Annotated in this window: 40 protein-coding genes and 1 pseudogene; 36 read left to right on the forward strand and 5 right to left on the reverse strand. The window is 50.1% G+C overall.

The annotated features are described in order from the left end of the window. The first annotated feature begins 64 nt into the window (after positions 1–64). The 34 genes from rpsL to rplQ all read left to right on the forward strand — a co-directional run bounded on the left by rpsL (position 65) and on the right by rplQ (position 19,297). Positions 65–439: a 30S ribosomal protein S12 gene (rpsL, locus tag I6N93_RS01425; RefSeq protein WP_012768095.1), complete on the forward strand. Its 375-nt coding sequence runs from the start codon at positions 65–67 to the stop codon at positions 437–439. A gap of 96 nt (positions 440–535) precedes the next feature. Beyond that, positions 536–1,006 (forward strand): 30S ribosomal protein S7, encoded by a 471-nt coding sequence (rpsG, locus tag I6N93_RS01430; protein WP_085687150.1) that lies wholly within the window; start codon positions 536–538, stop codon positions 1,004–1,006. Between the two features lie 94 nt (positions 1,007–1,100). Further along, positions 1,101–3,209: an elongation factor G gene (gene fusA, locus I6N93_RS01435; RefSeq protein WP_085687148.1), complete on the forward strand. Its 2,109-nt coding sequence runs from the start codon at positions 1,101–1,103 to the stop codon at positions 3,207–3,209. Between the two features lie 68 nt (positions 3,210–3,277). After that, positions 3,278–4,462 (forward strand): elongation factor Tu, encoded by a 1,185-nt coding sequence (gene tuf, locus I6N93_RS01440; RefSeq protein WP_197669175.1) that lies wholly within the window; start codon positions 3,278–3,280, stop codon positions 4,460–4,462. 125 nt (positions 4,463–4,587) lie between these two features. Further along, a complete protein-coding gene (gene bfd / locus I6N93_RS01445) occupies positions 4,588–4,782 on the forward strand; it encodes a bacterioferritin-associated ferredoxin (protein WP_085690166.1) in 195 nt (64 codons plus the stop codon). 73 nt (positions 4,783–4,855) lie between these two features. Beyond that, complete coding sequence (gene bfr, locus I6N93_RS01450) at positions 4,856–5,329, forward strand: bacterioferritin (RefSeq protein ID WP_085690165.1); 474 nt, start codon at positions 4,856–4,858, stop codon at positions 5,327–5,329. 295 nt (positions 5,330–5,624) lie between these two features. Continuing rightward, positions 5,625–5,936: a 30S ribosomal protein S10 gene (gene rpsJ, locus I6N93_RS01455; RefSeq protein WP_001181005.1), complete on the forward strand. Its 312-nt coding sequence runs from the start codon at positions 5,625–5,627 to the stop codon at positions 5,934–5,936. A 32-nt stretch (positions 5,937–5,968) separates the two neighbouring features. After that, positions 5,969–6,598, forward strand: coding sequence for a 50S ribosomal protein L3 (rplC, locus tag I6N93_RS01460; RefSeq protein ID WP_085690163.1), 630 nt, complete (start codon positions 5,969–5,971; stop codon positions 6,596–6,598). Positions 6,599–6,608: 10 nt separating this feature from the next. Beyond that, the gene (rplD, locus tag I6N93_RS01465; protein WP_026741340.1) at positions 6,609–7,214 is read left to right on the forward strand and encodes a 50S ribosomal protein L4; all 606 of its coding nucleotides are present in this window, start codon (positions 6,609–6,611) and stop codon (positions 7,212–7,214) included. Next, positions 7,211–7,513, forward strand: a complete 303-nt coding sequence (rplW, locus tag I6N93_RS01470) for a 50S ribosomal protein L23 (RefSeq protein ID WP_026741341.1) — start codon at positions 7,211–7,213, stop codon at positions 7,511–7,513. Before rplD ends, rplW begins: the two co-directional genes overlap by 4 nt. A 19-nt stretch (positions 7,514–7,532) precedes the next feature. After that, positions 7,533–8,354: a 50S ribosomal protein L2 gene (gene rplB / locus I6N93_RS01475; RefSeq protein ID WP_026741342.1), complete on the forward strand. Its 822-nt coding sequence runs from the start codon at positions 7,533–7,535 to the stop codon at positions 8,352–8,354. A 16-nt stretch (positions 8,355–8,370) separates the two neighbouring features. Beyond that, on the forward strand, positions 8,371–8,649 hold the full coding sequence (rpsS, locus tag I6N93_RS01480) for a 30S ribosomal protein S19 (RefSeq protein ID WP_021013347.1): 279 nt from the start codon (positions 8,371–8,373) through the stop codon (positions 8,647–8,649). Between the two features lie 14 nt (positions 8,650–8,663). Then, positions 8,664–8,996: a 50S ribosomal protein L22 gene (rplV, locus tag I6N93_RS01485; protein ID WP_026741343.1), complete on the forward strand. Its 333-nt coding sequence runs from the start codon at positions 8,664–8,666 to the stop codon at positions 8,994–8,996. Positions 8,997–9,013: 17 nt separating this feature from the next. After that, positions 9,014–9,715 (forward strand): 30S ribosomal protein S3, encoded by a 702-nt coding sequence (gene rpsC, locus I6N93_RS01490; RefSeq protein ID WP_026741344.1) that lies wholly within the window; start codon positions 9,014–9,016, stop codon positions 9,713–9,715. A gap of 12 nt (positions 9,716–9,727) precedes the next feature. Next, entirely contained in the window at positions 9,728–10,138 is a 411-nt protein-coding gene (rplP, locus tag I6N93_RS01495) for a 50S ribosomal protein L16 (protein WP_026741345.1), read from the forward strand. Then, complete coding sequence (gene rpmC, locus I6N93_RS01500) at positions 10,138–10,329, forward strand: 50S ribosomal protein L29 (RefSeq protein WP_026741346.1); 192 nt, start codon at positions 10,138–10,140, stop codon at positions 10,327–10,329. The genes rplP and rpmC overlap by 1 nt, the downstream gene beginning before the upstream one ends. A gap of 1 nt (position 10,330) precedes the next feature. Further along, complete coding sequence (gene rpsQ, locus I6N93_RS01505; RefSeq protein WP_012768107.1) at positions 10,331–10,585, forward strand: 30S ribosomal protein S17; 255 nt, start codon at positions 10,331–10,333, stop codon at positions 10,583–10,585. 170 nt (positions 10,586–10,755) lie between these two features. Beyond that, entirely contained in the window at positions 10,756–11,127 is a 372-nt protein-coding gene (gene rplN / locus I6N93_RS01510; RefSeq protein WP_026741347.1) for a 50S ribosomal protein L14, read from the forward strand. A gap of 11 nt (positions 11,128–11,138) precedes the next feature. Further along, positions 11,139–11,453 carry a 50S ribosomal protein L24 gene (gene rplX, locus I6N93_RS01515; RefSeq protein WP_026741348.1) on the forward strand — a complete coding sequence of 105 codons (315 nt, stop codon included), beginning with the start codon at positions 11,139–11,141 and terminating at the stop codon, positions 11,451–11,453. 14 nt (positions 11,454–11,467) lie between these two features. Beyond that, positions 11,468–12,007 (forward strand): 50S ribosomal protein L5, encoded by a 540-nt coding sequence (gene rplE / locus I6N93_RS01520; protein WP_026741349.1) that lies wholly within the window; start codon positions 11,468–11,470, stop codon positions 12,005–12,007. 13 nt (positions 12,008–12,020) lie between these two features. Beyond that, a complete protein-coding gene (gene rpsN, locus I6N93_RS01525) occupies positions 12,021–12,326 on the forward strand; it encodes a 30S ribosomal protein S14 (RefSeq protein WP_026741350.1) in 306 nt (101 codons plus the stop codon). 33 nt (positions 12,327–12,359) lie between these two features. Continuing rightward, positions 12,360–12,752, forward strand: a complete 393-nt coding sequence (rpsH, locus tag I6N93_RS01530) for a 30S ribosomal protein S8 (RefSeq protein WP_026741351.1) — start codon at positions 12,360–12,362, stop codon at positions 12,750–12,752. Positions 12,753–12,765: 13 nt separating this feature from the next. After that, positions 12,766–13,299 (forward strand): 50S ribosomal protein L6, encoded by a 534-nt coding sequence (gene rplF / locus I6N93_RS01535; protein WP_026741352.1) that lies wholly within the window; start codon positions 12,766–12,768, stop codon positions 13,297–13,299. A 9-nt stretch (positions 13,300–13,308) separates the two neighbouring features. After that, entirely contained in the window at positions 13,309–13,662 is a 354-nt protein-coding gene (gene rplR / locus I6N93_RS01540; RefSeq protein WP_026741353.1) for a 50S ribosomal protein L18, read from the forward strand. Between the two features lie 14 nt (positions 13,663–13,676). Further along, positions 13,677–14,177 (forward strand): 30S ribosomal protein S5, encoded by a 501-nt coding sequence (gene rpsE, locus I6N93_RS01545; RefSeq protein ID WP_026741354.1) that lies wholly within the window; start codon positions 13,677–13,679, stop codon positions 14,175–14,177. Between the two features lie 6 nt (positions 14,178–14,183). Beyond that, positions 14,184–14,363 carry a 50S ribosomal protein L30 gene (rpmD, locus tag I6N93_RS01550; protein WP_004846568.1) on the forward strand — a complete coding sequence of 60 codons (180 nt, stop codon included), beginning with the start codon at positions 14,184–14,186 and terminating at the stop codon, positions 14,361–14,363. Between the two features lie 3 nt (positions 14,364–14,366). Beyond that, positions 14,367–14,801 (forward strand): 50S ribosomal protein L15, encoded by a 435-nt coding sequence (rplO, locus tag I6N93_RS01555; RefSeq protein ID WP_026741355.1) that lies wholly within the window; start codon positions 14,367–14,369, stop codon positions 14,799–14,801. Between the two features lie 7 nt (positions 14,802–14,808). After that, a complete protein-coding gene (gene secY, locus I6N93_RS01560) occupies positions 14,809–16,140 on the forward strand; it encodes a preprotein translocase subunit SecY (protein ID WP_026741356.1) in 1,332 nt (443 codons plus the stop codon). Positions 16,141–16,174: 34 nt separating this feature from the next. Then, entirely contained in the window at positions 16,175–16,291 is a 117-nt protein-coding gene (rpmJ, locus tag I6N93_RS01565; RefSeq protein WP_002227352.1) for a 50S ribosomal protein L36, read from the forward strand. Positions 16,292–16,438: 147 nt separating this feature from the next. After that, entirely contained in the window at positions 16,439–16,795 is a 357-nt protein-coding gene (gene rpsM, locus I6N93_RS01570; protein ID WP_026741357.1) for a 30S ribosomal protein S13, read from the forward strand. A gap of 16 nt (positions 16,796–16,811) precedes the next feature. Continuing rightward, a complete protein-coding gene (rpsK, locus tag I6N93_RS01575) occupies positions 16,812–17,201 on the forward strand; it encodes a 30S ribosomal protein S11 (protein WP_002438687.1) in 390 nt (129 codons plus the stop codon). A 30-nt stretch (positions 17,202–17,231) separates the two neighbouring features. Beyond that, positions 17,232–17,852: a 30S ribosomal protein S4 gene (gene rpsD / locus I6N93_RS01580; protein ID WP_026741358.1), complete on the forward strand. Its 621-nt coding sequence runs from the start codon at positions 17,232–17,234 to the stop codon at positions 17,850–17,852. Between the two features lie 25 nt (positions 17,853–17,877). Then, positions 17,878–18,867 (forward strand): DNA-directed RNA polymerase subunit alpha, encoded by a 990-nt coding sequence (locus I6N93_RS01585; protein ID WP_026741359.1) that lies wholly within the window; start codon positions 17,878–17,880, stop codon positions 18,865–18,867. Positions 18,868–18,907: 40 nt separating this feature from the next. Beyond that, positions 18,908–19,297, forward strand: coding sequence for a 50S ribosomal protein L17 (rplQ, locus tag I6N93_RS01590; protein WP_026741360.1), 390 nt, complete (start codon positions 18,908–18,910; stop codon positions 19,295–19,297). A gap of 170 nt (positions 19,298–19,467) precedes the next feature. Here rplQ and I6N93_RS01595 read toward each other — a convergent pair. Beyond that, positions 19,468–20,579, reverse strand: a protein-coding gene (locus I6N93_RS01595; RefSeq protein WP_112092709.1) for an IS3 family transposase whose coding sequence is annotated in 2 segments (ribosomal slippage) — positions 19,468–20,318 and positions 20,318–20,579 — 1,113 coding nt in all. Because the reading frame shifts where the segments join, the coding sequence is not laid out codon by codon here. Between I6N93_RS01595 and I6N93_RS01600 the strand changes: the two genes are divergently transcribed. Together I6N93_RS01600 and I6N93_RS01605 are read left to right on the forward strand one after the other, a co-directional pair. After that, on the forward strand, positions 20,578–21,024 hold the full coding sequence (locus I6N93_RS01600; RefSeq protein WP_197669178.1) for a DnaJ family domain-containing protein: 447 nt from the start codon (positions 20,578–20,580) through the stop codon (positions 21,022–21,024). The two genes, I6N93_RS01595 and I6N93_RS01600, sit on opposite strands and share 2 nt — an antisense overlap. A 98-nt stretch (positions 21,025–21,122) precedes the next feature. Then, positions 21,123–21,333: pseudogene (locus I6N93_RS01605) on the forward strand (alternative ribosome-rescue factor A). 61 nt (positions 21,334–21,394) lie between these two features. On the opposite strand, the gene mscL reads toward I6N93_RS01605, so the two are convergent. The 4 genes from mscL to fmt all read right to left on the reverse strand — a co-directional run bounded on the left by mscL (position 21,395) and on the right by fmt (position 25,632). Then, complete coding sequence (gene mscL, locus I6N93_RS01610; protein WP_085690208.1) at positions 21,395–21,802, reverse strand: large-conductance mechanosensitive channel protein MscL; 408 nt, start codon at positions 21,800–21,802, stop codon at positions 21,395–21,397. Between the two features lie 95 nt (positions 21,803–21,897). Beyond that, on the reverse strand, positions 21,898–23,274 hold the full coding sequence (trkA, locus tag I6N93_RS01615; protein WP_085690206.1) for a Trk system potassium transporter TrkA: 1,377 nt from the start codon (positions 23,272–23,274) through the stop codon (positions 21,898–21,900). A 55-nt stretch (positions 23,275–23,329) separates the two neighbouring features. Further along, entirely contained in the window at positions 23,330–24,619 is a 1,290-nt protein-coding gene (gene rsmB, locus I6N93_RS01620; protein WP_085690204.1) for a 16S rRNA (cytosine(967)-C(5))-methyltransferase RsmB, read from the reverse strand. A 74-nt stretch (positions 24,620–24,693) separates the two neighbouring features. Next, a complete protein-coding gene (gene fmt, locus I6N93_RS01625) occupies positions 24,694–25,632 on the reverse strand; it encodes a methionyl-tRNA formyltransferase (protein WP_085690202.1) in 939 nt (312 codons plus the stop codon). Positions 25,633–25,648 lie beyond the last annotated feature (16 nt).

Here is a 25,648-nt window from a genome sequence, read left to right on the forward strand (position 1 = left end):
TGCCTTGCGCTAGTACGAGACGATTTATTACGTGTTTACGAAGCAAAACCCAGGAGCTTTTTGAATGGCAACAATTAACCAGCTGGTACGCAAACCGCGCTCTCTGAAAGTTGCTAAAAGCAACGTTCCAGCGCTGGAAGCATGCCCGCAGAAACGTGGTGTATGTACTCGTGTATATACCACCACCCCGAAAAAACCGAACTCCGCACTGCGTAAAGTTTGCCGTGTTCGTCTGACTAACGGTTTTGAAGTTACCTCCTACATAGGTGGTGAAGGTCACAACCTGCAGGAGCACTCCGTGATCCTGATCCGCGGCGGTCGTGTTAAAGACTTGCCGGGTGTGCGTTACCACACCGTTCGTGGCGCGCTGGACTGCTCAGGTGTTAAAGACCGTAAGCAATCCCGTTCCAAATACGGCGTGAAGAAGCCAAAGGCTTAATGGTTCTCCGTTAAGTAAGGCCAAACGTTTTAACTTTAATGTCAAACTAAACTCGTAGAGTTTTGGACAATCCTGAATTAACAACGGAGTATTTCCATGCCACGTCGTCGCGTCATTGGTCAGCGTAAAATTCTGCCGGATCCTAAGTTCGGATCTGAATTACTGGCCAAATTTGTAAATATCCTGATGGTAGATGGTAAGAAATCTACTGCGGAAGCAATCGTCTATACCGCGCTGGAGACCCTGGCTCAGCGTTCTGGTAAAGACCACCTGGTAGCCTTTGAAGTAGCTCTGGACAACGTGCGTCCGACTGTCGAAGTTAAATCTCGCCGTGTTGGTGGTTCTACTTATCAGGTACCAGTTGAAGTACGTCCGGTTCGTCGTAATGCCTTGGCAATGCGTTGGATCGTAGAAGCTGCTCGTAAACGCGGTGATAAATCCATGGCTTTGCGCCTGGCGAACGAACTTTCCGATGCAGCAGAAAATAAAGGCACTGCTGTTAAAAAACGTGAAGACGTTCACCGTATGGCTGAAGCCAACAAGGCGTTCGCTCACTACCGCTGGTAATACCGGCGTAGATGTTAATAACCCAGCGGGCGCCTCAAAGGCCAACCCGTTTGGGTTTTTACTACTTTGAACGCCCTAGGAATAGAGGAAACAAATGGCTCGTACAACACCCATTGCACGCTACCGTAATATCGGTATTAGTGCACACATCGACGCCGGTAAGACCACCACCACTGAACGTATTCTGTTCTACACAGGTGTGAACCATAAAATCGGTGAAGTTCATGACGGCGCTGCCACCATGGACTGGATGGCGCAGGAGCAGGAGCGTGGTATTACCATCACCTCCGCGGCGACGACTGCCTTCTGGTCTGGTATGGCCAAGCAGTATGAACCACATCGCATCAACATCATCGACACCCCGGGGCACGTTGACTTCACTATCGAAGTTGAACGTTCCATGCGTGTACTGGATGGCGCGGTAATGGTTTACTGTGCGGTAGGTGGTGTTCAGCCGCAGTCTGAAACCGTATGGCGTCAGGCTAACAAATATCATGTTCCGCGCATCGCGTTCGTTAACAAAATGGACCGTATGGGCGCGAACTTCCTGAAAGTGGTAGGCCAGATCAAAACCCGTCTGGGTGCGAATCCTGTTCCGCTTCAGTTGGCTATCGGTGCTGAAGAGCACTTCACAGGTGTTGTTGACCTGGTGAAAATGAAAGCCATCAACTGGAACGAAGCAGATCAGGGTGTCACCTTCACTTATGAAGAAATCCCGGCTGACATGGTAGAACTAGCTCAGGAATGGCACCAGAATCTGATCGAGTCTGCTGCTGAAGCTTCTGAAGAGCTGATGGACAAATACCTCGGCGGTGAAGAACTGACCGAAGAAGAAATCAAGAAAGCACTGCGTCAGCGCGTTCTAAATAACGAAATTATTCTGGTTACCTGTGGTTCTGCGTTCAAGAACAAAGGTGTTCAGGCAATGCTGGATGCTGTAGTTGACTACCTGCCAGCGCCAACAGAAGTTCCGCCGATCAGCGGTATTCTGGACGACGGTAAAGACACTCCGGCTGTGCGTCATTCCGATGACAAAGAACCGTTTGCTGCCTTGGCGTTCAAAATCGCTACCGACCCGTTTGTTGGTAACCTGACGTTCTTCCGCGTTTACTCCGGTGTGGTTAACTCCGGTGATACTGTGCTGAACTCTGTGAAATCAGCTCGTGAACGTTTTGGTCGCATCGTGCAGATGCACGCTAACAAGCGTGAAGAAATCAAAGAAGTTCGTGCAGGCGACATCGCCGCTGCTATCGGTCTGAAAGATGTGACTACCGGTGATACGCTGTGTGATCCTGATAACGCGATCATCCTGGAACGTATGGAGTTCCCGGAACCGGTTATTTCTATCGCTGTAGAACCGAAAACCAAAGCTGACCAGGAAAAAATGGGTCTGGCTCTGGGCCGTCTGGCGAAAGAAGACCCGTCATTCCGCGTATGGACTGACGAAGAGTCAAACCAGACCATCATCGCTGGTATGGGTGAGCTGCATCTTGAAATCATCGTTGACCGTATGCGTCGCGAATTCAACGTGGAAGCCAACATCGGTAAACCGCAGGTTGCTTACCGTGAAACCATTCGTGACACCGTTAAGGATGTTGAAGGTAAACATGCTAAACAGTCCGGTGGTCGTGGTCAGTACGGTCATGTCGTTATCGATATGATGCCGCTGGAGCCAGGTGGTGAAGGATACGAATTTGTTAACGAAATCAAAGGTGGTGTAATTCCTGGTGAATACATCCCGGCCGTTGACAAAGGTATTCAGGAACAGTTGAAAGCGGGTCCAATGGCGGGCTACCCTGTTGTGGATATCAAAGTGCGTCTGCACTTCGGTTCTTACCATGACGTCGACTCCTCTGAACTGGCCTTTAAGCTGGCTGCCTCCATCGCATTTAAAGAAGCGTTTAAACGTGCGAAGCCTGTTCTGCTTGAGCCGGTAATGAAGGTTGAAGTAGAGACGCCGGAAGACTACATGGGTGATGTGATCGGTGACCTTAACCGTCGTCGTGGCATCATCGAAGGTATGGAAGACACCGCTACCGGCAAGACTATTCGTGCCCAGGTTCCGTTGTCAGAAATGTTTGGTTATGCGACTGACCTGCGTTCGCAGACTCAGGGTCGTGCTTCTTACTCCATGGAGTTCTTGAAGTACACTGAAGCACCGAACAACGTTGCTCAGACCGTTATCGAAGCCCGTGGTAAATAATTCGGGTTTAACATATTGATCCCATGCCCTCTCCGTGCGGAGGGGGCATTCGAGTAAGGAATATCGCCGTGTCTAAAGAAAAATTTGAACGTACTAAACCGCACGTTAACGTCGGTACTATCGGCCACGTTGACCATGGTAAAACAACGCTGACCGCTGCTATCACTACCGTACTGGCTAAAACCTACGGCGGTTCTGCTCGCGCATTCGACCAGATCGATAACGCACCGGAAGAAAAAGCACGTGGTATCACCATCAACACGTCCCACGTTGAATACGATACCCCGACTCGCCACTACGCGCACGTTGACTGCCCAGGGCATGCCGACTACGTGAAAAACATGATCACCGGTGCTGCCCAGATGGACGGCGCGATCCTGGTCGTTGCAGCGACTGACGGCCCGATGCCGCAGACTCGTGAGCATATCCTGCTGGGTCGTCAGGTAGGCGTTCCGTTCATCATAGTGTTCCTGAACAAATGCGACATGGTTGATGATGAAGAGCTGCTGGAACTGGTTGAAATGGAAGTTCGTGAGCTGCTGTCTCAGTACGACTTCCCGGGCGACGATACTCCGGTAATTCGTGGTTCCGCTCTGAAAGCGCTGGAAGGCGAAGCTGAGTGGGAAGCGAAGATTGTAGAACTGGCCGAAGCACTGGACAGCTACATCCCGGAACCAGAACGTGCTATCGACAAGCCGTTCCTGCTGCCGATCGAAGACGTATTCTCTATCTCTGGCCGTGGTACTGTAGTTACCGGTCGTGTAGAGCGCGGCATCATCAAAGTGGGTGAAGAAGTTGAAATCGTGGGTATCAAAGACACGACTAAAACGACGTGCACCGGTGTTGAAATGTTCCGCAAACTGCTGGACGAAGGCCGTGCAGGTGAGAACGTTGGTGTTCTGCTGCGTGGTACTAAGCGTGACGAAGTTGAACGTGGTCAGGTACTGGCTAAACCGGGTTCAATCAAGCCGCACACCCAGTTCGAATCAGAAGTTTATATTCTGAGCAAAGACGAAGGCGGCCGTCATACTCCGTTCTTCAAAGGCTACCGTCCGCAGTTCTACTTCCGTACAACTGACGTAACGGGCACCATCGAACTGCCGGAAGGCGTAGAAATGGTCATGCCGGGCGACAACATCAAGATGGTTGTCAACCTGATTGCTCCGATTGCAATGGACGACGGTCTGCGTTTCGCCATCCGTGAAGGTGGCCGTACAGTAGGCGCAGGCGTGGTTGCTAAAGTTATCGCTTAATTGCTGATAATTTAAAGCGTATAAAAAGGCACTTCGGTGCCTTTTTTTATTACCTAAGAAAATAGGAGAATCAAAATCATTCACAATTAGAATCATGGCATCTGGTTAAAAATGAGTCACCAAGAATGTATGTTTGTTTGTGTAACGCCATCACTGATAAAGCTATCCGCCGCGTAGTCCATCAGCATCAACCCCAATCACTCCAGCATTTGAAGCAACTGATTCCCATTGGAACTGAATGCGGAAAATGTTTACGGCACACTCGTGCGATTCTCCAAGAAGAGAAAGAAAGACTTCCTGAACTATATAAAGTGGCATAGTTTGCATGGATATTTTTTGACTCTGTAACGGCGGGTTCTACACTTTGAGGAACTGGAGCGGAGGAGTCATGTCATGAAAGGTGATAAAAATGTTGTTACGCATCTAAACAAGCTGCTAGGCAATGAGCTCGTTGCAATCAATCAGTATTTCTTACACGCCCGCATGTTCAAAAATTGGGGATTCCTTCGTCTTAACGATCACGAATATCATGAATCGATAGATGAAATGAAACATGCCGATCACTATATCGAACGTATCCTTTTTCTCGAAGGCATACCTAATCTTCAAGATTTGGGTAAGCTTAATATTGGTGAAGATGTGGAAGAGGTATTACGCTCAGACCTAAATCTTGAGCTGGATGGTGCACGCGATCTACGAGAGGCTATCAATTATGCTGACTCAGTTCGCGACTATGTCAGCCGAGATTTAATGATAGCGATTCTCTCTGATGAAGAAGAGCACATAGATTGGCTTGAGACTGAGCTTGATTTGATTGGTCGGCTAGGAATACAAAACTACCTGCAGACTCAACTTAAAGAAGCTTGAGACTGAACTCTGCTACCTACCTATAAATAGCCTCAGGATCTACGTTGCACAGTTTCGGTCAAAAAAAAATCATTTCCCCCTCTCGGGTTGCTTCCTAGACAGATTTACGTATAATGCGCGGGCTTACCTGAGATGGTAAGTCCGATTCTTTATGAATTCGGAGACAGGTGTTAACGCCCGTCAAACAATACTCCCAATAGGGGGGTTATGTACCGAACGATTACACTCCCCCATCAATCGAAATGGGTGTGAGGAGTAATCATTTACGTTTATAAATAATTGGAGCTCTGGTCTCATGCAGAACCAAAGAATCCGTATCCGCCTGAAAGCGTTTGATCATCGTCTGATCGATCAATCAACTGCGGAAATCGTCGAGACTGCTAAGCGCACTGGCGCTCAAGTCCGTGGTCCGATCCCGCTGCCGACCCGCAAAGAGCGCTTTACCGTTCTGATCTCCCCGCACGTCAATAAAGATGCGCGCGATCAGTATGAAATTCGCACTCACAAGCGTCTGGTTGACATCGTTGAGCCAACCGAGAAAACCGTTGATGCTCTGATGCGTCTGGATCTGGCTGCCGGTGTAGACGTGCAGATCAGCCTGGGTTAATCAGGTCATTGAGCGATTGAGAGGTTGAAACAATGATTGGTTTAGTCGGTAAAAAAGTGGGTATGACCCGCATCTTCACTGAAGAAGGCGTTTCTATCCCTGTAACCGTAATTGAAATTGAAGCAAACCGCGTAACTCAGGTCAAAAACCTGGAAAACGACGGTTATTCTGCTGTCCAGGTGACTACCGGTGCTAAAAAAGCTAGCCGTATCACCAAACCTGAAGCAGGTCACTTCGCTAAAGCGGGCGTTGAAGCAGGTCGTACTCTGCGCGAATTCCGCCTGGCTGAAGGTGAAGAATTCACCATCGGTCAGAACATCAGCGTTGAAATTTTCGCAGACGTGAAAAAAGTTGACGTGACTGGTACATCCAAAGGTAAAGGTTTTGCCGGTACTGTTAAGCGCTGGAACTTCCGTACTCAGGATGCTACCCACGGTAACTCCTTGTCTCACCGCGTTCCGGGTTCTATCGGTCAGAACCAGACTCCGGGCAAAGTGTTCAAAGGCAAGAAAATGGCTGGCCAGATGGGTAATGAACGCGTAACCGTTCAGAGCTTGGACGTAGTACGTGTTGACGCTGAGCGCAACCTGCTGCTGGTTAAAGGTGCAGTTCCCGGTGCTACCGGTAGCGACCTGATCGTTAAACCAGCTGTGAAGGCGTAAGGGGATAGCAATGGAATTAGTATTGAAAGACGCGCAAAGCGCGCTGACTGTTTCCGAAACTACCTTCGGTCGTGATTTCAACGAAGCGCTGGTACACCAGGTTGTTGTTGCTTATGCAGCAGGTGCCCGTCAAGGTACTCGTGCTCAGAAGACCCGTGCTGAAGTAACTGGTTCCGGTAAAAAACCGTGGCGCCAGAAAGGTACCGGCCGTGCGCGTTCAGGTTCTGTAAAGAGCCCGATCTGGCGTTCCGGTGGCGTGACCTTTGCTGCCAAGCCTCAGGACCACAGTCAGAAAGTTAACAAAAAGATGTACCGTGGCGCGCTGAAAAGCATCCTGTCCGAGCTGGTACGTCAAGATCGTCTGATCGTTGTCGAGAAGTTCTCTGTTGAAGCACCGAAAACCAAGCTGTTGGCTCAGAAACTGAAAGAGCTAGCTCTGGAAGACGTGCTGATCATCACCGGTGAACTGGATGAGAATCTGTTCCTGGCCGCACGCAACCTGTACAAGGTTGACGTACGCGATGTGGCAGGTATCGACCCAGTTAGCCTGATTGCCTTCGACAAAGTGGTCATGACTGCTGATGCTGTTAAGCAAGTTGAGGAGATGCTGGCATGATTCGTGAAGAACGTCTGCTGAAAGTACTGCGCGCGCCGCACGTTTCTGAAAAAGCGTCTACTGCGATGGAAAAAACCAACACCATCGTTCTCAAAGTTGCAAAAGACGCGACTAAAGCAGAAATCAAAGCAGCAGTGCAGAAACTGTTTGAAGTCGAAGTCAATGAAGTTCGCACCCTGGTTGTTAAAGGGAAAGTGAAACGTCATGGACAGCGTATCGGTCGTCGTAGCGACTGGAAAAAAGCTTACGTCACCCTGAAAGAAGGCCAGAATCTGGACTTCATCGGCGGCGCAGAGTAAGTCGGAGGAGTAAAGAACAATGGCAATTGTTAAATGTAAACCGACATCTCCGGGTCGTCGCCACGTTGTTAAAGTGGTTAACCCTGAGCTGCACAAGGGCAAGCCGTATGCCCCGTTGCTGGAAAAAAACAGCAAAAGCGGTGGCCGTAACAACAATGGCCGCATCACTACCCGTCACATCGGTGGTGGCCACAAACAGCAGTACCGTATTGTTGACTTCAAACGCAACAAAGATGGTATCCCTGCTGTAGTTGAGCGTCTGGAGTACGATCCGAACCGTTCCGCGAACATCGCGCTGGTTCTGTACAAAGATGGCGAACGCCGTTACATCCTGGCACCTAAAGGCCTGAAAGCCGGTGATCAGATTCAGTCTGGTGTTGATGCTGCAATCAAGCCGGGTAACACCCTGCCTATGCGTAATATCCCGGTTGGTTCAACGGTTCATAACGTAGAAATGAAACCAGGTAAAGGCGGCCAACTGGCTCGCTCAGCCGGTGCCTACGTTCAGATCGTTGCCCGCGACGGTTCTTACGTCACCCTGCGTCTGCGCTCTGGTGAAATGCGTAAAGTTGAAGCTGACTGCCGCGCAACACTGGGCGAAGTCGGTAACGCTGAGCACATGCTGCGCGTTCTGGGTAAAGCTGGTGCTGCTCGCTGGCGTGGTGTTCGTCCTACCGTTCGCGGTACGGCAATGAACCCGGTCGACCACCCGCACGGTGGTGGTGAAGGTCGTAACTTTGGTAAGCACCCGGTATCCCCGTGGGGCATTCAGACCAAAGGTAAGAAGACCCGCAGCAACAAGCGTACTGATAAATTTATCGTACGTCGCCGTAGCAAATAATTTTAGAGGATAAACCATGCCACGTTCTCTCAAGAAAGGTCCATTTATAGACCTGCACTTGCTGAAGAAGGTAGAGAAAGCGGTGGAAAGCGGAGACAAGAAGCCTTTGCGCACTTGGTCCCGTCGTTCAACGATCTTTCCAAACATGATCGGTTTGACCATCGCTGTCCATAATGGTCGTCAGCACGTTCCGGTATTCATCTCTGATGAGATGGTCGGTCACAAGCTGGGTGAGTTCGCACCGACCCGTACTTATCGCGGCCATGCGGCCGATAAAAAGGCTAAAAAGCGCTAAGGTAGGAGGAAGAGATGGAAACTATCGCTAAACATCGCCACGCTCGTTCTTCTGCTCAAAAGGTACGCCTGGTGGCGGACCTGATTCGCGGTAAGAAAGTGTCGCAAGCTCTGGAAATTCTGACCTACACCAACAAGAAAGCTGCTGGTCTGGTTAAAAAAGTACTGGAGTCTGCTATTGCTAACGCAGAACACAACGATGGCGCTGACATTGATGATCTGAAAGTTGCGAAAATCTTCGTTGACGAAGGCCCAAGCATGAAGCGCATTATGCCGCGTGCCAAAGGTCGTGCGGATCGCATCCTGAAGCGTACCAGCCACATCACTGTGGTTGTGTCCGATCGCTGAGACTCTGGAGACTAGCAATGGGTCAGAAAGTACATCCTAATGGTATTCGACTGGGTATTGTCAAACCTTGGAACTCTACCTGGTATGCAAATACCAAAGAATTCGCTGACAACCTGGACAGCGATTTTAAAGTTCGCAAATACCTGACTAAGGAACTGGAGAAAGCCTCCGTTTCCCGTATCGTTATCGAACGTCCGGCCAAGAGCATTCGTGTGACTATTCACACCGCTCGTCCGGGCATCGTTATCGGTAAGAAAGGTGAAGACGTAGAAAAACTGCGTAAAGTCGTCGCGGAAATTGCTGGCGTTCCTGCGCAGATCAACATCGCTGAAGTCCGTAAGCCTGAACTGGACGCAAAACTGGTTGCTGACAGCATCACTTCTCAGCTGGAACGTCGTGTTATGTTCCGCCGTGCTATGAAGCGTGCCGTACAGAATGCCATGCGTCTGGGCGCTAAAGGGATCAAAGTTGAAGTAAGCGGCCGTCTTGGCGGCGCTGAAATCGCACGTACCGAATGGTATCGCGAAGGTCGTGTTCCGCTGCATACACTGCGTGCGGATATCGACTACAACACCTCCGAAGCGCACACCACTTACGGTGTCATCGGTGTGAAAGTGTGGATCTTCAAAGGTGAGATCCTGGGTGGTATGGCTGCCGTTGAGCAAGCAGAAAAACCGTCTGCTCAACCTAAAAAGCAGCAGCGTAAAGGCCGCAAGTAAGGAGAGTCGCTGATGTTACAACCAAAGCGTACAAAATTCCGTAAGGTGCACAAGGGCCGCAACCGTGGTCTGGCTGCTGGTACGGATGTGAGCTTCGGCACTTTCGGTCTGAAAGCTGTTGGCCGTGGTCGCCTGACCGCTCGTCAAATCGAAGCCGCGCGTCGTGCCATGACTCGTGCTGTAAAGCGTCAAGGTAAGATCTGGATCCGTGTATTCCCGGACAAACCGATCACCGAGAAACCGCTGGAAGTACGTATGGGTAAAGGTAAAGGTAACGTGGAATATTGGGTTGCCTTGATTCAGCCAGGTAAAGTCCTGTACGAAATGGACGGTGTGCCGGAAGAGTTAGCCCGTGAGGCATTCCAACTGGCAGCAGCGAAACTGCCGATCAAAACCACCTTTGTAACTAAGACGGTGATGTAATGAAAGCAAAAGAGCTGCGTGAAAAGAGCGTTGAAGAGCTGAATACTGAACTGCTTGAACTGCTGCGCGAACAATTCAATCTGCGTATGCAGGCGGCCAGTGGTCAGCTGCAACAAACTCACCTGTTAAAGCAAGTGCGTCGCAATGTCGCACGCGTTAAGACTTTACTGACTGAGAAGGCGGGTGCGTAAAATGACCGATAAAATCCGTACTCTGCAGGGTCGTGTTGTTAGTGACAAAATGCAGAAATCTGCTGTTGTTGCTATCGAACGTTTTGTGAAGCACCCGATTTATGGGAAGTTCATCAAACGTACGACCAAGCTGCACGTACACGACGAGAACAACGAATGCGGGATCGGCGACGTGGTGGAAATCCGCGAATGCCGTCCGCTGTCCAAAACCAAATCCTGGACGTTGGTTCGCGTTGTAGAGAAAGCGATTCTGTAATACAGTGAGCGTTCTCTAAAACGATAAACGGCTCAATTCTTTGAGCCGTTTATTTTTTCTACCCATAGTCAGGATGCAGTGTTATAATGCTGCGCCCTCATTTATGGGGCTTTTTTAACGGCCTATTCTAGGTCCTATAAAGTAGTAGTTGACATTAGCGGAGCACTAACATGATCCAAGAACAGACTATGCTGAACGTGGCCGACAACTCCGGCGCGCGTCGCGTAATGTGTATCAAGGTTCTAGGTGGCTCGCACCGTCGCTACGCAGGCGTCGGCGACATCATCAAGATCACCATCAAGGAAGCAATTCCTCGTGGTAAGGTGAAGAAAGGCGATGTGCTGAAGGCGGTAGTGGTGCGCACCAAGAAGGGTGTTCGTCGCCCTGACGGTTCTGTCGTTCGCTTTGATGGAAATGCTTGCGTTATTTTGAACAATAACAGCGAACAGCCCATCGGTACGCGTATTTTTGGGCCGGTGACTCGTGAACTGCGTTCTGAAAAGTTCATGAAAATTATCTCTCTGGCACCAGAAGTACTGTAAGGAGCGAAACCATGGCAGCGAAAATCCGTCGCGATGACGAAGTTATCGTGCTAACCGGCAAAGATAAAGGTAAGCGCGGTAAAGTGAAAAATGTTCTGTCTTCCAGCAAGATTGTTGTTGAAGGTATCAACCTGGTTAAAAAACATCAGAAGCCGGTTCCGGCCCTGAATCAACCGGGTGGCATCGTTGAAAAAGAAGCTGCAATTCAGGTTTCCAACGTTGCGATCTTTAATGCGGCAACTGGTAAGGCTGACCGTGTAGGCTTTAGATTTGAAGATGGAAAAAAAGTCCGTTTCTTTAAATCGAACAGCGAAACTATCAAGTAATTTGGAGTAGTACGATGGCGAAACTGCATGATTACTACAAAGACGAAGTAGTTAAAAAACTCATGACTGAGTTTAACTACAATTCTGTCATGCAAGTCCCTCGGGTCGAGAAGATCACCCTGAACATGGGTGTTGGTGAAGCGATTGCTGACAAGAAACTGCTGGATAATGCAGCAGCAGATCTGACAGCTATCTCCGGTCAAAAACCGCTGATCACCAAAGCACGCAAATCAGTTGCAGGCTTCAAAATCCGTCAGGGCTATCCGATCGGCTGTAAAGTAACTCTGCGTGGCGAACGCATGTGGGAGTTTCTTGAGCGTCTGATCACCATTGCTGTACCGCGTATCCGTGACTTCCGTGGCCTGTCCGCCAAGTCATTTGATGGCCGTGGTAACTACAGCATGGGTGTGCGTGAGCAGATCATCTTCCCGGAAATCGACTATGACAAAGTCGATCGCGTTCGTGGTTTGGATATTACCATTACCACTACTGCGAAAACCGATGATGAAGGCCGTGCTCTGCTGGCTGCCTTTAACTTCCCGTTCCGCAAGTAAGGTAGGGTTACTAATGGCTAAGCAATCCATGAAAGCACGCGAAGTCAAACGCGTGAAACTAGCTGACAAATTCTTCGCAAAACGTGTTGAACTGAAAGCTATCATCTCTGACGTGAATGCTTCCGACGAAGATCGTTGGAACGCTGTTCTGAAGCTGCAGACTCTGCCGCGTGATTCCAGCCCGTCTCGTCAGCGTAACCGCTGCCGCCAGACTGGTCGTCCGCACGCTTTCCTGCGGAAGTTCGGGTTGAGCCGTATCAAGGTCCGTGAAGCCGCCATGCGCGGTGAAATTCCGGGTCTGAAAAAGGCTAGCTGGTAATTGTCACCAATTGAATCACGGGAGTAAAGACAGATGAGCATGCAAGATCCGATCGCGGATATGCTGACCCGTATCCGTAACGGTCAAGCCGCGAACAAAGTTGCGGTCACCATGCCTTCCTCCAAGCTGAAAGTGGCAATTGCCAACGTGCTGAAGGAAGAAGGTTATATCGAAGATTTCAAAATCGAAGGCGACACCAAGCCTGCTCTTGAACTGGAACTGAAATATTTCCAGGGCAAAGCGGTGGTAGAGAGCATTCAGCGTGTTAGCCGTCCAGGTCTGCGCATCTATAAACGTAAAGATGAGCTGCCAAAAGTGATGGCTGGTTTAGGTATCGCAGTTGTTTCTACCTCTAAAGGTGTTATGACTGATCGTGCAGCTCGCCAGGCTGGTCTTGGTGGCGAGATTATCTGCTACGTAGCTTAATCGGGAGGAAAGAATGTCTCGTGTTGCAAAAGCACCCGTCGTCATTCCTGCCGGCGTAGAGGTTAAACTCAACGGTCAGGATATTTCGATTAAGGGTAAAAACGGCGAGCTGAGTCGTAAGATCCATGATGCCGTAGAAGTTAAGCAGGCTGACAATGCACTGACTTTCGCCCCGCGCGAAGGTGTTGCAAACGGCTGGGCCCAGGCTGGGACCACTCGTGCACTGTTGAACAACATGGTTATCGGTGTTACCGAAGGCTTCTCTAAGAAGCTGCAGCTGGTAGGTGTAGGTTATCGTGCCGCCGTGAAAGGCAATGTGGTGAATATGGCCCTGGGCTTTTCTCACCCTGTTGATCACGAACTGCCTGCAGGCATTAATGCCGAATGTCCGACTCAGACTGAAATCGTGCTGAAAGGCGCTGATAAGCAGTTGATCGGTCAGGTTGCTGCAGAACTGCGCGCTTACCGTCGTCCTGAGCCTTATAAAGGCAAGGGTGTCCGTTACGCCGACGAAGTCGTGCGTACCAAAGAGGCTAAGAAGAAGTAAGGTAACACTATGGATAAGAAATCAGCTCGTATCCGTCGTGCGACCCGCGCACGTCGCAAGCTCCAGGAACTGGGTGCGACACGTCTGGTGGTACATCGTACCCCGCGTCATATCTATGCGCAGGTCATCGCACCGAACGGTTCTGAAGTCCTGGTAGCCGCTTCTACTGTAGAAAAAGCTATCGCTGAACAACTGAAGTCCACCGGTAACAAAGATGCTGCCGCTGCTGTGGGTAAAACCATCGCTGAGCGCGCTCTTGAAAAAGGCATCAAAGATGTCTCTTTTGACCGTTCCGGGTTCCAATATCATGGTCGTGTCCAGGCACTGGCAGATGCTGCCCGTGAAGCTGGCCTTCAGTTCTAAGGTAGAGGTGTAAGATGGCTCACATCGAGAAACAAGCTGGCGAACTGCAGGAAAAGCTGATCGCGGTAAATCGCGTATCTAAAACTGTTAAAGGTGGTCGTATTTTCTCCTTCACAGCTCTGACTGTAGTTGGTGATGGTAACGGTCGCGTAGGTTTTGGTTACGGTAAAGCGCGTGAAGTTCCGGCAGCAATCCAGAAAGCGATGGAAAAAGCCCGTCGCAATATGATGAATGTCGCGCTGAACAACGGCACTCTGCAGCACCCTGTTAAAGGTGCGCACACAGGGTCTCGCGTGTTCATGCAGCCAGCTTCCGAAGGTACCGGTATCATTGCCGGTGGTGCAATGCGCGCCGTGCTGGAAGTCGCAGGGGTTCATAACGTACTGGCTAAAGCCTATGGTTCCACTAACCCGATCAACGTGGTTCGTGCAACTATCGATGGCTTGGCCAATATGAAGTCCCCGGATATGGTCGCTGCCAAGCGTGGTAAATCCGTTGAAGAAATTCTGGGGTAATTAACCATGGCAAAGACTATTAAGATTACTCAAACCCGTAGTGCAATCGGTCGTCTGCCGAAACATAAGGCAACACTGCTTGGCCTGGGTCTGCGCCGTATTGGCCACACCGTTGAGCGTGAAGATACGCCTGCTGTACGCGGTATGGTCAACGCGGTTTCCTACATGGTTAAAGTGGAGGAGTAACAGATGCGTTTAAATACTCTGTCTCCGGCCGAAGGTGCTAAACACGCACCGAAGCGTTTAGGTCGTGGTATCGGTTCTGGCCTGGGCAAAACCGGCGGCCGTGGTCACAAAGGTCAGAAGTCTCGTTCTGGCGGTGGCGTACGTCGTGGTTTTGAAGGTGGTCAGATGCCCCTGTACCGTCGTCTGCCGAAATTCGGCTTCACTTCTCGTAAAGCCATGGTAACAGCTGAGATCCGTCTCTCTGACCTGGCTCGCGTTGAAGGCGATGTTGTCGATCTGAATACGCTGAAAGCCGCAAATGTCATTGGCATCCAGATTGAGTTCGCGAAAGTGATTCTGTCTGGTGAAGTTGCACGCCCAGTAACGATTCGTGGTCTGCGTGTCACTAAAGGTGCTCGTGCTGCTATCGAAGCTGCTGGCGGTAAAATTGAGGAATAAGTAGCAGATGGCTAAGCAACCAGGATTAGATTTTCAAAGTGCTAAAGGCGGGGTTGGCGAGCTGAAACGCAGACTGTTGTTTGTAATCGGTGCGTTGATTGTTTTCCGTATTGGCTCTTTTATTCCCATTCCTGGTATTGATGCCACTGTGCTTGCCAAATTGCTCGAGCAACAGCGAGGCACCATCATTGAAATGTTTAACATGTTCTCTGGTGGTGCCCTCAGTCGCGCTTCTATCTTTGCTCTGGGTATTATGCCGTATATTTCGGCATCCATTATTATCCAGTTGCTGACGGTGGTTCACCCGGCGTTAGCGGAAATAAAGAAAGAAGGGGAGGCTGGGCGACGTAAAATTAGCCAGTATACCCGTTATGGTACGCTGGTCTTGGGTATTTTTCAGTCTATCGGTATTGCTACCGGTTTACCGAATATGCCTGGAATGCAAGGACTGGTTATTAATCCAGGCTTTGCTTTCTATTTTACAGCTGTTGTCAGCCTAGTTACGGGGACGATGTTCCTGATGTGGCTTGGTGAACAGATTACTGAACGTGGTATCGGTAACGGTATCTCAATCATAATCTTCGCTGGTATTGTCGCAGGACTTCCTCCTGCAATCGCGCATACCATCGAGCAAGCTCGGCAAGGCGACCTGCACTTCCTCCTGTTGCTGTTGGTTGCAGTTTTAGTGTTTGCAGTGACGTTCTTTGTTGTATTCGTCGAGCGTGGTCAACGTCGTATCGTCGTTAACTACGCGAAGCGTCAGCAGGGTCGTCGTGTTTATGCAGCACAGAGTACGCATTTGCCTCTGAAGGTGAATATGGCCGGGGTTATCCCAGCAATCTTCGCTTCCAGTATTATTCTGTTCCCAGCTACGATTGCATCTTGGTTTGGGGGCGGTACCGGTTGGAACTGGCTGACGACGATTTCGATGTATCTGCAGCCTGGACAACCGCTTTATGTGCTACTCTATGCGTCTGCAATCATCTTCTTCTGTTTCTTTTATACCGCATTGGTTTTCAATCCGCGTGAAACAGCAGATAACCTGAAGAAGTCCGGTGCATTCGTGCCAGGAATTCGGCCGGGAGAGCAAACGGCGAAATATATTGATAAGGTGATGACCCGTCTAACCCTAGTTGGTGCGATGTACATTACTTTTATCTGCCTTATCCCGGAGTTTATGCGTGATGCAATGAAAGTGCCGTTCTACTTTGGTGGTACGTCCCTGTTAATCGTTGTGGTCGTGATCATGGACTTTATGGCTCAAGTGCAAACTTTGTTGATGTCTAGTCAATATGAGTCTGCATTGAAGAAAGCAAACCTTAAAGGCTATAACCGCTAATCAAGGCAAGCTTGAGAAGTTACGGAGAGTAAAAATGAAAGTTCGTGCTTCCGTCAAGAAATTATGTCGTAACTGCAAGATCGTTAAACGTAACGGTGTCGTTCGTGTGATTTGCAGCGCCGAGCCGAAGCATAAACAGCGTCAAGGCTGATTTATCTCACATATTTTTCTTGCAAAGTTGGGTTGAGCTGGCTAGATTAGCCAGCCGATCTTTTGTATGTAACTGCAACATCATTTGAGTATCCTGAAAACGGGCTTTTCAGAATGGTGTTGCCGTATAAAATTGTAGGAGTGCATAGTGGCCCGTATAGCAGGCATTAACATTCCTGATCATAAACATACCGTTATCGCATTAACGGCGATCTACGGTGTCGGTAAAACCCGCTCGCAGGCTATCTGCGCGGCTACGGGTATTGCTGAAAATGTTAAGATCAGTGAGCTGTCTGAAGAGCAAATCGAAAAGCTACGTGACGAAGTTGCCAAGTTTGTTGTTGAAGGTGACCTGCGTCGTGAAGTTACCCTGAGCATCAAGCGTCTTATGGACCTTGGAACTTATCGTGGTTTGCGTCATCGTCGTGGTCTGCCGGTTCGCGGTCAGCGTACCAAGACCAACGCCCGTACCCGTAAGGGTCCGCGCAAACCGATCAAGAAATAATCGGGGTGATTGAATAATGGCAAAGGCACCTATTCGTGCACGTAAGCGTGTAAGAAAGCAAGTCTCTGACGGTGTGGCTCATGTCCATGCTTCCTTCAACAACACCATCGTAACTATTACCGATCGTCAGGGTAATGCGCTGGGTTGGGCAACTGCCGGTGGTTCCGGTTTCCGTGGTTCTCGTAAATCTACGCCATTCGCCGCTCAGGTGGCAGCAGAGCGCTGCGCTGAAGCTGTGAAAGAGTACGGTATCAAGAATCTGGAAGTTATGGTTAAAGGACCTGGTCCGGGCCGTGAGTCTACTATCCGCGCATTGAACGCGGCTGGTTTCCGCATCACTAATATTACTGATGTGACTCCGATCCCTCATAACGGTTGTCGTCCGCCGAAAAAGCGCCGCGTATAACGCCGCTTTTAGGATTGTTGGAGAAAGAAAATGGCAAGATATTTGGGTCCCAAGCTCAAGCTGAGCCGTCGTGAAGGCACCGACCTGTTCCTTAAGTCTGGTGTTCGTGCGATCGATTCCAAGTGTAAAATTGAACAAGCTCCTGGTCAGCACGGTGCTCGTAAACCGCGCCTGTCTGACTATGGTGTACAGTTGCGCGAAAAACAAAAAGTTCGCCGTATCTACGGTGTTCTGGAACGTCAGTTCCGTAACTATTATAAAGAAGCAGCGCGTCTGAAAGGCAATACGGGTGCAAACCTATTGCAGTTGCTGGAAGGTCGTCTGGACAACGTAGTTTACCGAATGGGCTTCGGTGCCACGCGTGCAGAAGCACGTCAGCTGGTTAGCCACAAAGCTATCATGGTAAATGGTCGCGTTGTTAATATCGCTTCTTATCAGGTATCTCCGAATGACGTAGTCAGCATCCGCGAGAAAGCTAAAAAGCAGTCTCGTGTTAAGGCCGCTCTGGAGCTGGCTGAGCAGCGTGAAAAGCCAACTTGGCTGGAAGTTGATGCTGCCAAGATGGAAGGTGTGTTCAAACGTAATCCTGAACGTACCGATCTGTCTGCGGACATTAATGAACACCTGATCGTCGAGCTTTACTCCAAGTAAGGCTTAGTACCAAAGAGAGGACACAATGCAGGGTTCTGTGACAGAGTTTCTAAAACCGCGCCTGGTTGATATCGAGCAAGTCAGTTCGACGCACGCCAAGGTGACCCTTGAGCCGTTAGAGCGAGGCTTCGGCCACACTCTCGGTAACGCACTGCGCCGTATTCTGCTTTCATCCATGCCAGGTTGCGCGGTGACCGAGGTTGAGATTGATGGTGTACTACATGAGTACAGCACCAAAGAAGGCGTACAGGAAGATATCCTGGAAATCCTGCTCAACCTGAAAGGGCTGGCGGTGAGGGTTCAAGGCAAAGATGAAGTTATTCTTACCCTGAATAAATCTGGCATTGGCCCTGTGACTGCAGCCGATATCACCCACGACGGTGATGTCGAAATCGTCAAGCCACAGCACGTAATCTGCCATCTGACCGATGAAAGCGCGTCTATTAACATGCGCATCAAAGTTCAGCGTGGACGCGGTTATGTGCCGGCATCTGCCCGTATTCATACGGAAGAAGATGAGCGCCCGATTGGTCGCCTGTTAGTCGATGCCTGCTACAGCCCGGTAGAGCGTATCGCCTACAATGTTGAAGCAGCTCGTGTTGAACAGCGCACCGATTTGGACAAGCTGGTCATCGAAATGGAAACCAATGGTACGATTGATCCTGAAGAAGCAATCCGCCGTGCGGCCACCATTCTGGCTGAACAACTGGAAGCTTTCGTTGACTTACGTGATGTACGTCAGCCGGAAGTCAAAGAAGAAAAACCAGAATTCGATCCGATCCTGCTGCGCCCTGTTGACGATCTGGAATTGACTGTCCGCTCTGCTAACTGCCTCAAGGCAGAAGCTATCCACTACATCGGTGATCTGGTACAACGTACCGAAGTTGAGCTACTCAAAACGCCTAACTTGGGTAAAAAATCTCTTACTGAGATTAAAGACGTGCTGGCTTCACGTGGTCTGTCTCTGGGCATGCGCCTGGAAAACTGGCCACCCGCAAGCATTGCTGATGAGTAACCGGATCACAGGTTAAGGTTTTACTGAGAAGGATAAGGTCATGCGCCATCGTAAGAGTGGTCGTCAACTGAACCGCAACAGCAGCCATCGTCAGGCTATGTTCCGTAACATGGCTGGTTCTTTGGTTCGTCATGAGATCATCAAGACGACCCTGCCAAAAGCGAAAGAGCTGCGTCGTGTTGTTGAACCGCTGATTACTCTTGCCAAGACCGACAGCGTTGCTAATCGTCGTCTGGCATTCGCCCGTACTCGTGATAACGAGATCGTGGCAAAACTGTTTAATGAACTGGGCCCGCGTTTCGCGAGCCGTGCCGGTGGTTACACTCGTATTCTTAAGTGTGGCTTCCGTGCAGGTGACAATGCGCCGATGGCTTACATCGAGCTCGTTGATCGCTCAGCTTCAACAGAAGAAGTTGCTACTGCAGAATAATCTGTAAGAGCATGAAAAAACCGGGGAAACCCGGTTTTTTTTCGTCTGTACCTTTTGTCACTCCCTCTCCATGATTCGTTCTATGACGCTTTAAGTTTATGATGGGCTTCTGGTAATCCGTTTACGGAGGCGATATGTTCATCATTGACGAATGTGTAAGCACACCCGTTTTAGTTCCACGCACTTTTTGAGATTTCCGGTTTTTCAGCCATCAGCCGGTATTCTTCCGGTGTCAGGTTATTCAGGGATTCATGGGGCCGCTCACTATTATATTCAGTCAACCAGCGCTCTGTGATTTCCCGTGCTTCATTCAGCGTTCTGAACAGGTAAAAATCCAGGATTTCTGTCCGGTATGTCCGGTTAAAACGTTCGATAAAGGCATTCTGTGTCGGTTTCCCCGGACTAATAAACTCCAGCATCACACCATGCTCTTCAGCCCAGTGTGCCAGCGTCAGTGAGACCAGCTCAGGCCCATTATCCATCCGCATCTTCAGCGGATATCCGCGACTGGCCACGATCCTGTCCAGCACTCTGACGACACGCTGTGCCGGAATATTCAGGTCGATTTCTATCGCCAGCGCTTCGCGATTAAAATCATCCACCACATTGAAGGTCCTGAAACGTCTGCCGCAGACCAGTGCATCATGCATAAAATCAATAGACCAGCTCTGGTTCAGCGCCTCCGGCGTTGCCAGCGGTGCCGGGTTGCGTACCGGCAGACGTTGTTTTCCCTTGCGGCGAAAATTCAGTTTTAATAGACAGTAAATTCGATGAACTCGCTTATGGTTCCAGGCGTTGCCCTGCCTGCGCAGCACCTGGAACAGCTTCTTAAAGCCATACCGTGGATAACGCTCAGCCATTTCTGTTAGCGCCTGGATCACGGGCTCATCCCGGCGGGTATCGGGCTGGTAAAAATACACCGTCCTGCTCAACGATAATGTCCTGCACGCCTGGCGTAAGCTCATCGAAAATTGCGTCGTCAGATAGCTGACAAGCTCACGCTTTATCGCTGGTTTTAAAACTTTTTTTCAATAACGTCTTTCAGTGCCCGACATTCCAGACTCAGATCGGCGAACATCTGTTTGAGACGACGGTTCTCGTCCTCAAGATCTTTGATTTTTTTGATATCAGCAGCTTCCATACCGCCATATTTCGCCTTCCAATTGTAATAGCTGGCTTCAGAAATAGTGGCCTCGCGGCAGACGTCTTTGACGGTCCGCCCGGCTTCGACGGACTTCAGGACGGCGATGATCTGGTGCTCAGTAAATCGGGCTTTACGCATGGCGATCTCCTCCAGGGGACATAATCAGTATGTCGGAAGATCTCTAAAAGTGAATGGTTTGGTTTACCGGGATGCTTACAAATGGGCTGAACGTTATATCAGCGAAGCTCAAAAAAAAGGCGCATTTGACGATCTTCCAGGCCGAGGGAAGCCACTTCATCTGGAAGACAATTCGTGTGTACCGGAGGAGTTGCGAGCGGTTTACCATGTGCTCGCAAACGCAGGTTATCTTCCCCCTGAGCTGATGGATCGCAAAGAAGCCATCACCCTTTCTGCAATGATGCAGGAGAACGCAAACGATCATCCTGATTATGAATCTATGTCCAATCGTTTAAGATTGCTCGAATTGCGCTTGCAGCAGGCAGGTATAGATACTCAGTTCTTGAGAGGAAGTTATAGTTCCGCTTTAAATGCCCGCATTGGACGGGTAGAGAGTGGTGAATGATGATATGAAAATCACTAAACGAGTCCGAGGTTCGGTATTAAAATCGCGGCGCAAGTTATTAGTGATAATTAGATTAACCAATAGGTCAGGAGACAAAGATGTCTAACTATATGCACACCAAAGGCCAGATAAAAGATAATGCGATTGAAGCTCATGCTTCATGACCCGTTATTCAGAAAGCGAGTGGAGAAAAAAGTGAAGGGTAAGGGAAGTTATCAGAGAAAATGTAAGCATAAAAATGCAGGGAAAGGTCACTGGGAGGCCAGTGGTAAAAATAAACGTATTTTACCACTGGCTTTCTGGTTTTAAGGGTAACAAACTTTCCTTTCCAAAACCCCCGGCAGAATATTTCAGCCAAACCACATCTGGTTTATTTGCTCTGCTGTTTGAGCAGATCGCGGATTTCCGTTAATAACGTTTCTTGCGCAGAGGGTTTTGGTGGAGCTGCTGGTTTCTCTTCCTCTTTGCGGCGCATCTTGTTCATTAAATTGATGGCAACAAAAATCGCAAGAGCGACGATGATGAAGTCAAAAATATTCTGGACGAAAACGCCGTAGTTCATGACTACAGCGGGAATATTGTCATGGGCCTCGCGCAGCACCAGATGGAACTGCTTGAAGTCGATCCCCCCGATCAATAAACCCAGTGGTGGCATGATGATATCAGAAACCAAAGAAGAGACAATTTTGCCAAAAGCCGCGCCAATAATGACACCGACGGCTAAATCCACTACGTTTCCACGCATCGCGAACTCGCGAAATCCTTTAAAAAAACTCATTGTGATTCTCCCAATAAAATAGTTACTTCAATCATTCTAACAAGAGCTGAAGGATTTTCCATTCACTGCCACCTGCAGATTATCCCTGCCAAATTTCATAAGAAGAAGGGACTCGGTTGAAACAAACGTTCAACGTCAGAAACGTACTTCTTGTCTGTTAAAAACATAATGACATGATCGCCTTGCTCTATCTGGGTTTTACTCGTCGCGATAATTACGTTGTCCCCTCGCACTATGGCACCAATCGTCGTACCCGGTGGGAGCTTGATGTTTTCCACGGTGCGGCCAACCACTTTCGAAGTCCCATCGTCGCCGTGTGCAATGGCTTCGATAGCTTCCGCGGCACCTCGACGTAGCGAGGAAACGCTAACAATATCAGCTTTACGAACATGCCCTAGTAACGCGGAAATGGTCGCCTGCTGAGGCGAGATCGCGACATCGATCGCACTTCCTTGCACCAGATCGACATATGCCCGACGTTGGATCAATACCATTGCCTTTTTAGCCCCAAGTCTCTTGGCGAGCATCGATGACATGATATTAGCTTCGTCATCGTTAGTGATAGCGATAAACACATCCATCTGTTCAACATGCTCTTGCGCCAGCAGTTCCTGGTCGGAAGCATCGCCGTGGAAAACAATAGTATTTTGCAAGAGCTCAGCCAGCTCTGCGGCCCGCTGCTCATTCTTTTCAATGAGTTTTACGCTGTATTCTTTTTCCAGCCTGAGTGCCAAACCAGCCCCGACATTACCTCCCCCGACAATCATGATGCGTTTGTAGGGTTTCTCCAGCCGCTGCAATTCACTCATTACTGCGCGAATATGCTGTGAGGCTGCGACAAAAAAGACTTCGTCGCCTGCTTCGATAACCGTGGAGGCTTGTGGTCTGATGGGTCTGTCATGGCGGAAAATGGCTGCGACCTGAGTATCGATGTGGGGAATATGTTCGCGCATCGATGAGATGGCACTCCCCACTAAAGGCCCGCCGTAGTAGGCGTTAACGGCGGCGATACTCACTTTCCCTTCTGCAAAGTTCACGACCTGCAGCGCGCCTGGGTATTCGATAAGCTTATAGATGTTGTCAATCACAAGCTGTTCCGGGGAGATCAAATGATCGATAGGTACGGCGTTGGACTGAAATAGCCGCTCGGATTCTCGGATATAGTCGGCAGAGCGAATACGGGCAATGCGATTGGGAGTATGGAATAGCGTGTAGGCCACCTGACACGCCACCATATTGGTCTCATCAGAGCTGGTCACGGCTACCAGCATATCGGCATCTTCCGCTCCTGCCTCACGCAAGACTCGGGGATGGGAGGCGTATCCGGTCACAACGCGTAGGTCGAATTTATCCTGCAACTGACGCAGGCGCGTCATATCGGTGTCGACAACCGTAATATCGTTGTTTTCTCCTGATAAGTTTTCCGCCAGTGTCCCGCCTACTTGCCCTGCGCCAAGAATAATAATTTTCATCGCTTTTTGCCGTGTAATATGTTGACCCGGATTGAGACAATGATAAAAAATCGTGTCAGCCTTTGGTCAGCCTAGCATAGAAGAAACCATCGCCACCTTCAGGGGTGGGGATACATTGAACTCCCGGATGTTCTAGATCGCCTGTGCCCGTCAGCGTGGCGTCCGCATGACGCGTCAGGAATGCCGTTATTTGCTGTTGGTTCTCTTCAGGTAATATCGAACAAGTCGCGTAGACCAGCGTCCCGCCGGATTTCAGGTATGGCCAGATAGCATCGAGTATCTCTGATTGCAGCGCGGACAACTCCTGAATATCGCTATCGCGGCGCAGCCATTTTATATCCTGATGACGACGAATAACCCCGGTTGCTGAACAGGGCGCATCGAGAAGAATGCGATCAAACGTTTGCCCCTCACACCAGTCGGCCGGTTGGCGACCATCTCCCTGACGAACTGTTGCTTTGAGGCGCAGTCGTTCAAGATTCTCTGTCACACGTTCGAGTCGTTTAGTGTCGACATCGACAGCCATAACCCGCGCTTCCGGCGCCGCTTCGAGTATATGCGTCGTTTTGCCCCCTGGAGCGGCGCACAAGTCCAGAATGGATTCACCGTTTTTTGGCGAAAGCCAGTGTACACAACCTTGTGCCGACGCATCCTGAACGGTCACCCAGCCATCGGAAAATCCCGGCAGCGCGGTTACCGCGCTGGGGGCCAACAGACGGACGGCATCCGGATTTTCATCATGGGCGACAGCGTTCAACCCTGTTTCAGACAGCAGCTGAAGGTATTCGTCCCGGGCATGATGAAGTCGGTTGACGCGTAGCCACATCGGTGGTTTTTGGTTATTGGCGTCGATGATGTCTTGCCATTGTGTGGGATAGGCATCCCGGATGCGCTTTAATAACCAACTGGGGTGTAAATGAGCACTTTCCAGATCAGAGGCCTGTTCTACCAGTGAATCCTGCTGACGCTGGAATTGGCGTAGGACGCCATTAATCAGACCTTTCATCTGAGGACGTTTCAGCGCAACAGCGCCGTTAACTGTTTCGGCCAGCGCGGCATGTGCCGGGATGCGGGTAAAAAGCATCTGATAGATCCCAACCATCAACAGATAATGTAACGTCCGCTGCTTGCCCACCATGGGCTTGGTCATCAACTGCTGGATGTACCACTCTAACTGTGGAAGAACGCGCAAGGTGCCGAAGCATAATTCTTGCAATAGCGCGCGATCTTTGTCGGAGATGTTCTTTTGCAAAATGGGCAAGACAGCGCTGAGAGACTGACCCTGATCCAACACCTGGCCGATGGCTTTGGCTGCAATGCTGCGTAGGTTGTAATTGTTTTTCATAAGCTAAAGCGAATATCGATCGGTGTATAGGAATAAATCGCCCGGTGAAGTAGCTACCAGGCGATGGGGATGATTTACAGCTGATTTCCCGGGGTAAACCATTCGCGGCGTGAATTTAACAGGTCTTGCGCCGACATGGGCTTTTTGCCCGCTGGCTGTAGCTGCGTGAGATTGAGAATCCCGTTTGCGGTGGCCACCTGGATACCTTGCTTATCGGTTTGCACGATAGTTCCTGGAGCCGCTGGACTGTCAGTGGCGATGACATTAGCTCGCCACACTTTCACCGGTAGATCGTCGACGGTGAAATAACTGATCGGCCAAGGATTAAATGCCCGAATACAGCGCTCCAGCTGTTCGGCTGAGAGTGACCAGTCGAGCCGGGCTTCCTCTTTACTCAGCTTTTCGGCATAGGTTGCCAGGCTTTCATCCTGCACTTCGGCATGGACCTCAGCCGTGGACAGTTTATCCAGCGTAGAAAGCAGTCCCTGTGGCCCTAACTTAGCCAACGTGGCATAAAGTGTGGCGCTGGTATCTTCCGGGAGAATAGGGCTCTCCACCTTGTGCAACATCGCCCCGGTATCGAGCCCGGCATCCATTTGCATAATGGTGACGCCCGTGTGACTGTCACCTGCCCACAGCGCGCGCTGAATGGGTGCGGCTCCACGCCAGCGCGGCAATAACGATCCATGGACGTTTATGCAGCCTAACCGCGGCATATCCAGCACAGCCTGCGGCAAGATTAATCCGTAAGCCACAACCACCATCACGTCGGCCTCAAATTCGGCAACAAGCTGCTGATGCTCTGTGGGGTGCAGCGATTTAGGTTGTCTAACTGGAATTGCGTGCTGCTCCGCCAAAACTTTTACCGGGCTTGGTGTGAGTTTGTTTCCTCTTCCTGCAGGGCGGTCTGGCTGAGTGAATACGCCGACGATCTCATGCTGTGAGGAAAGCAATGCCTCAAGGTGCTGCGCCGCAAAATCAGGGGTTCCTGAAAAAATAATCCTTAAAGACACGTGGTTTCCACCTGAT

The organism is Lonsdalea populi (assembly GCF_015999465.1).
In the GTDB taxonomy this organism is placed as follows: Bacteria; Pseudomonadota; Gammaproteobacteria; order Enterobacterales; family Enterobacteriaceae; genus Lonsdalea; species Lonsdalea populi.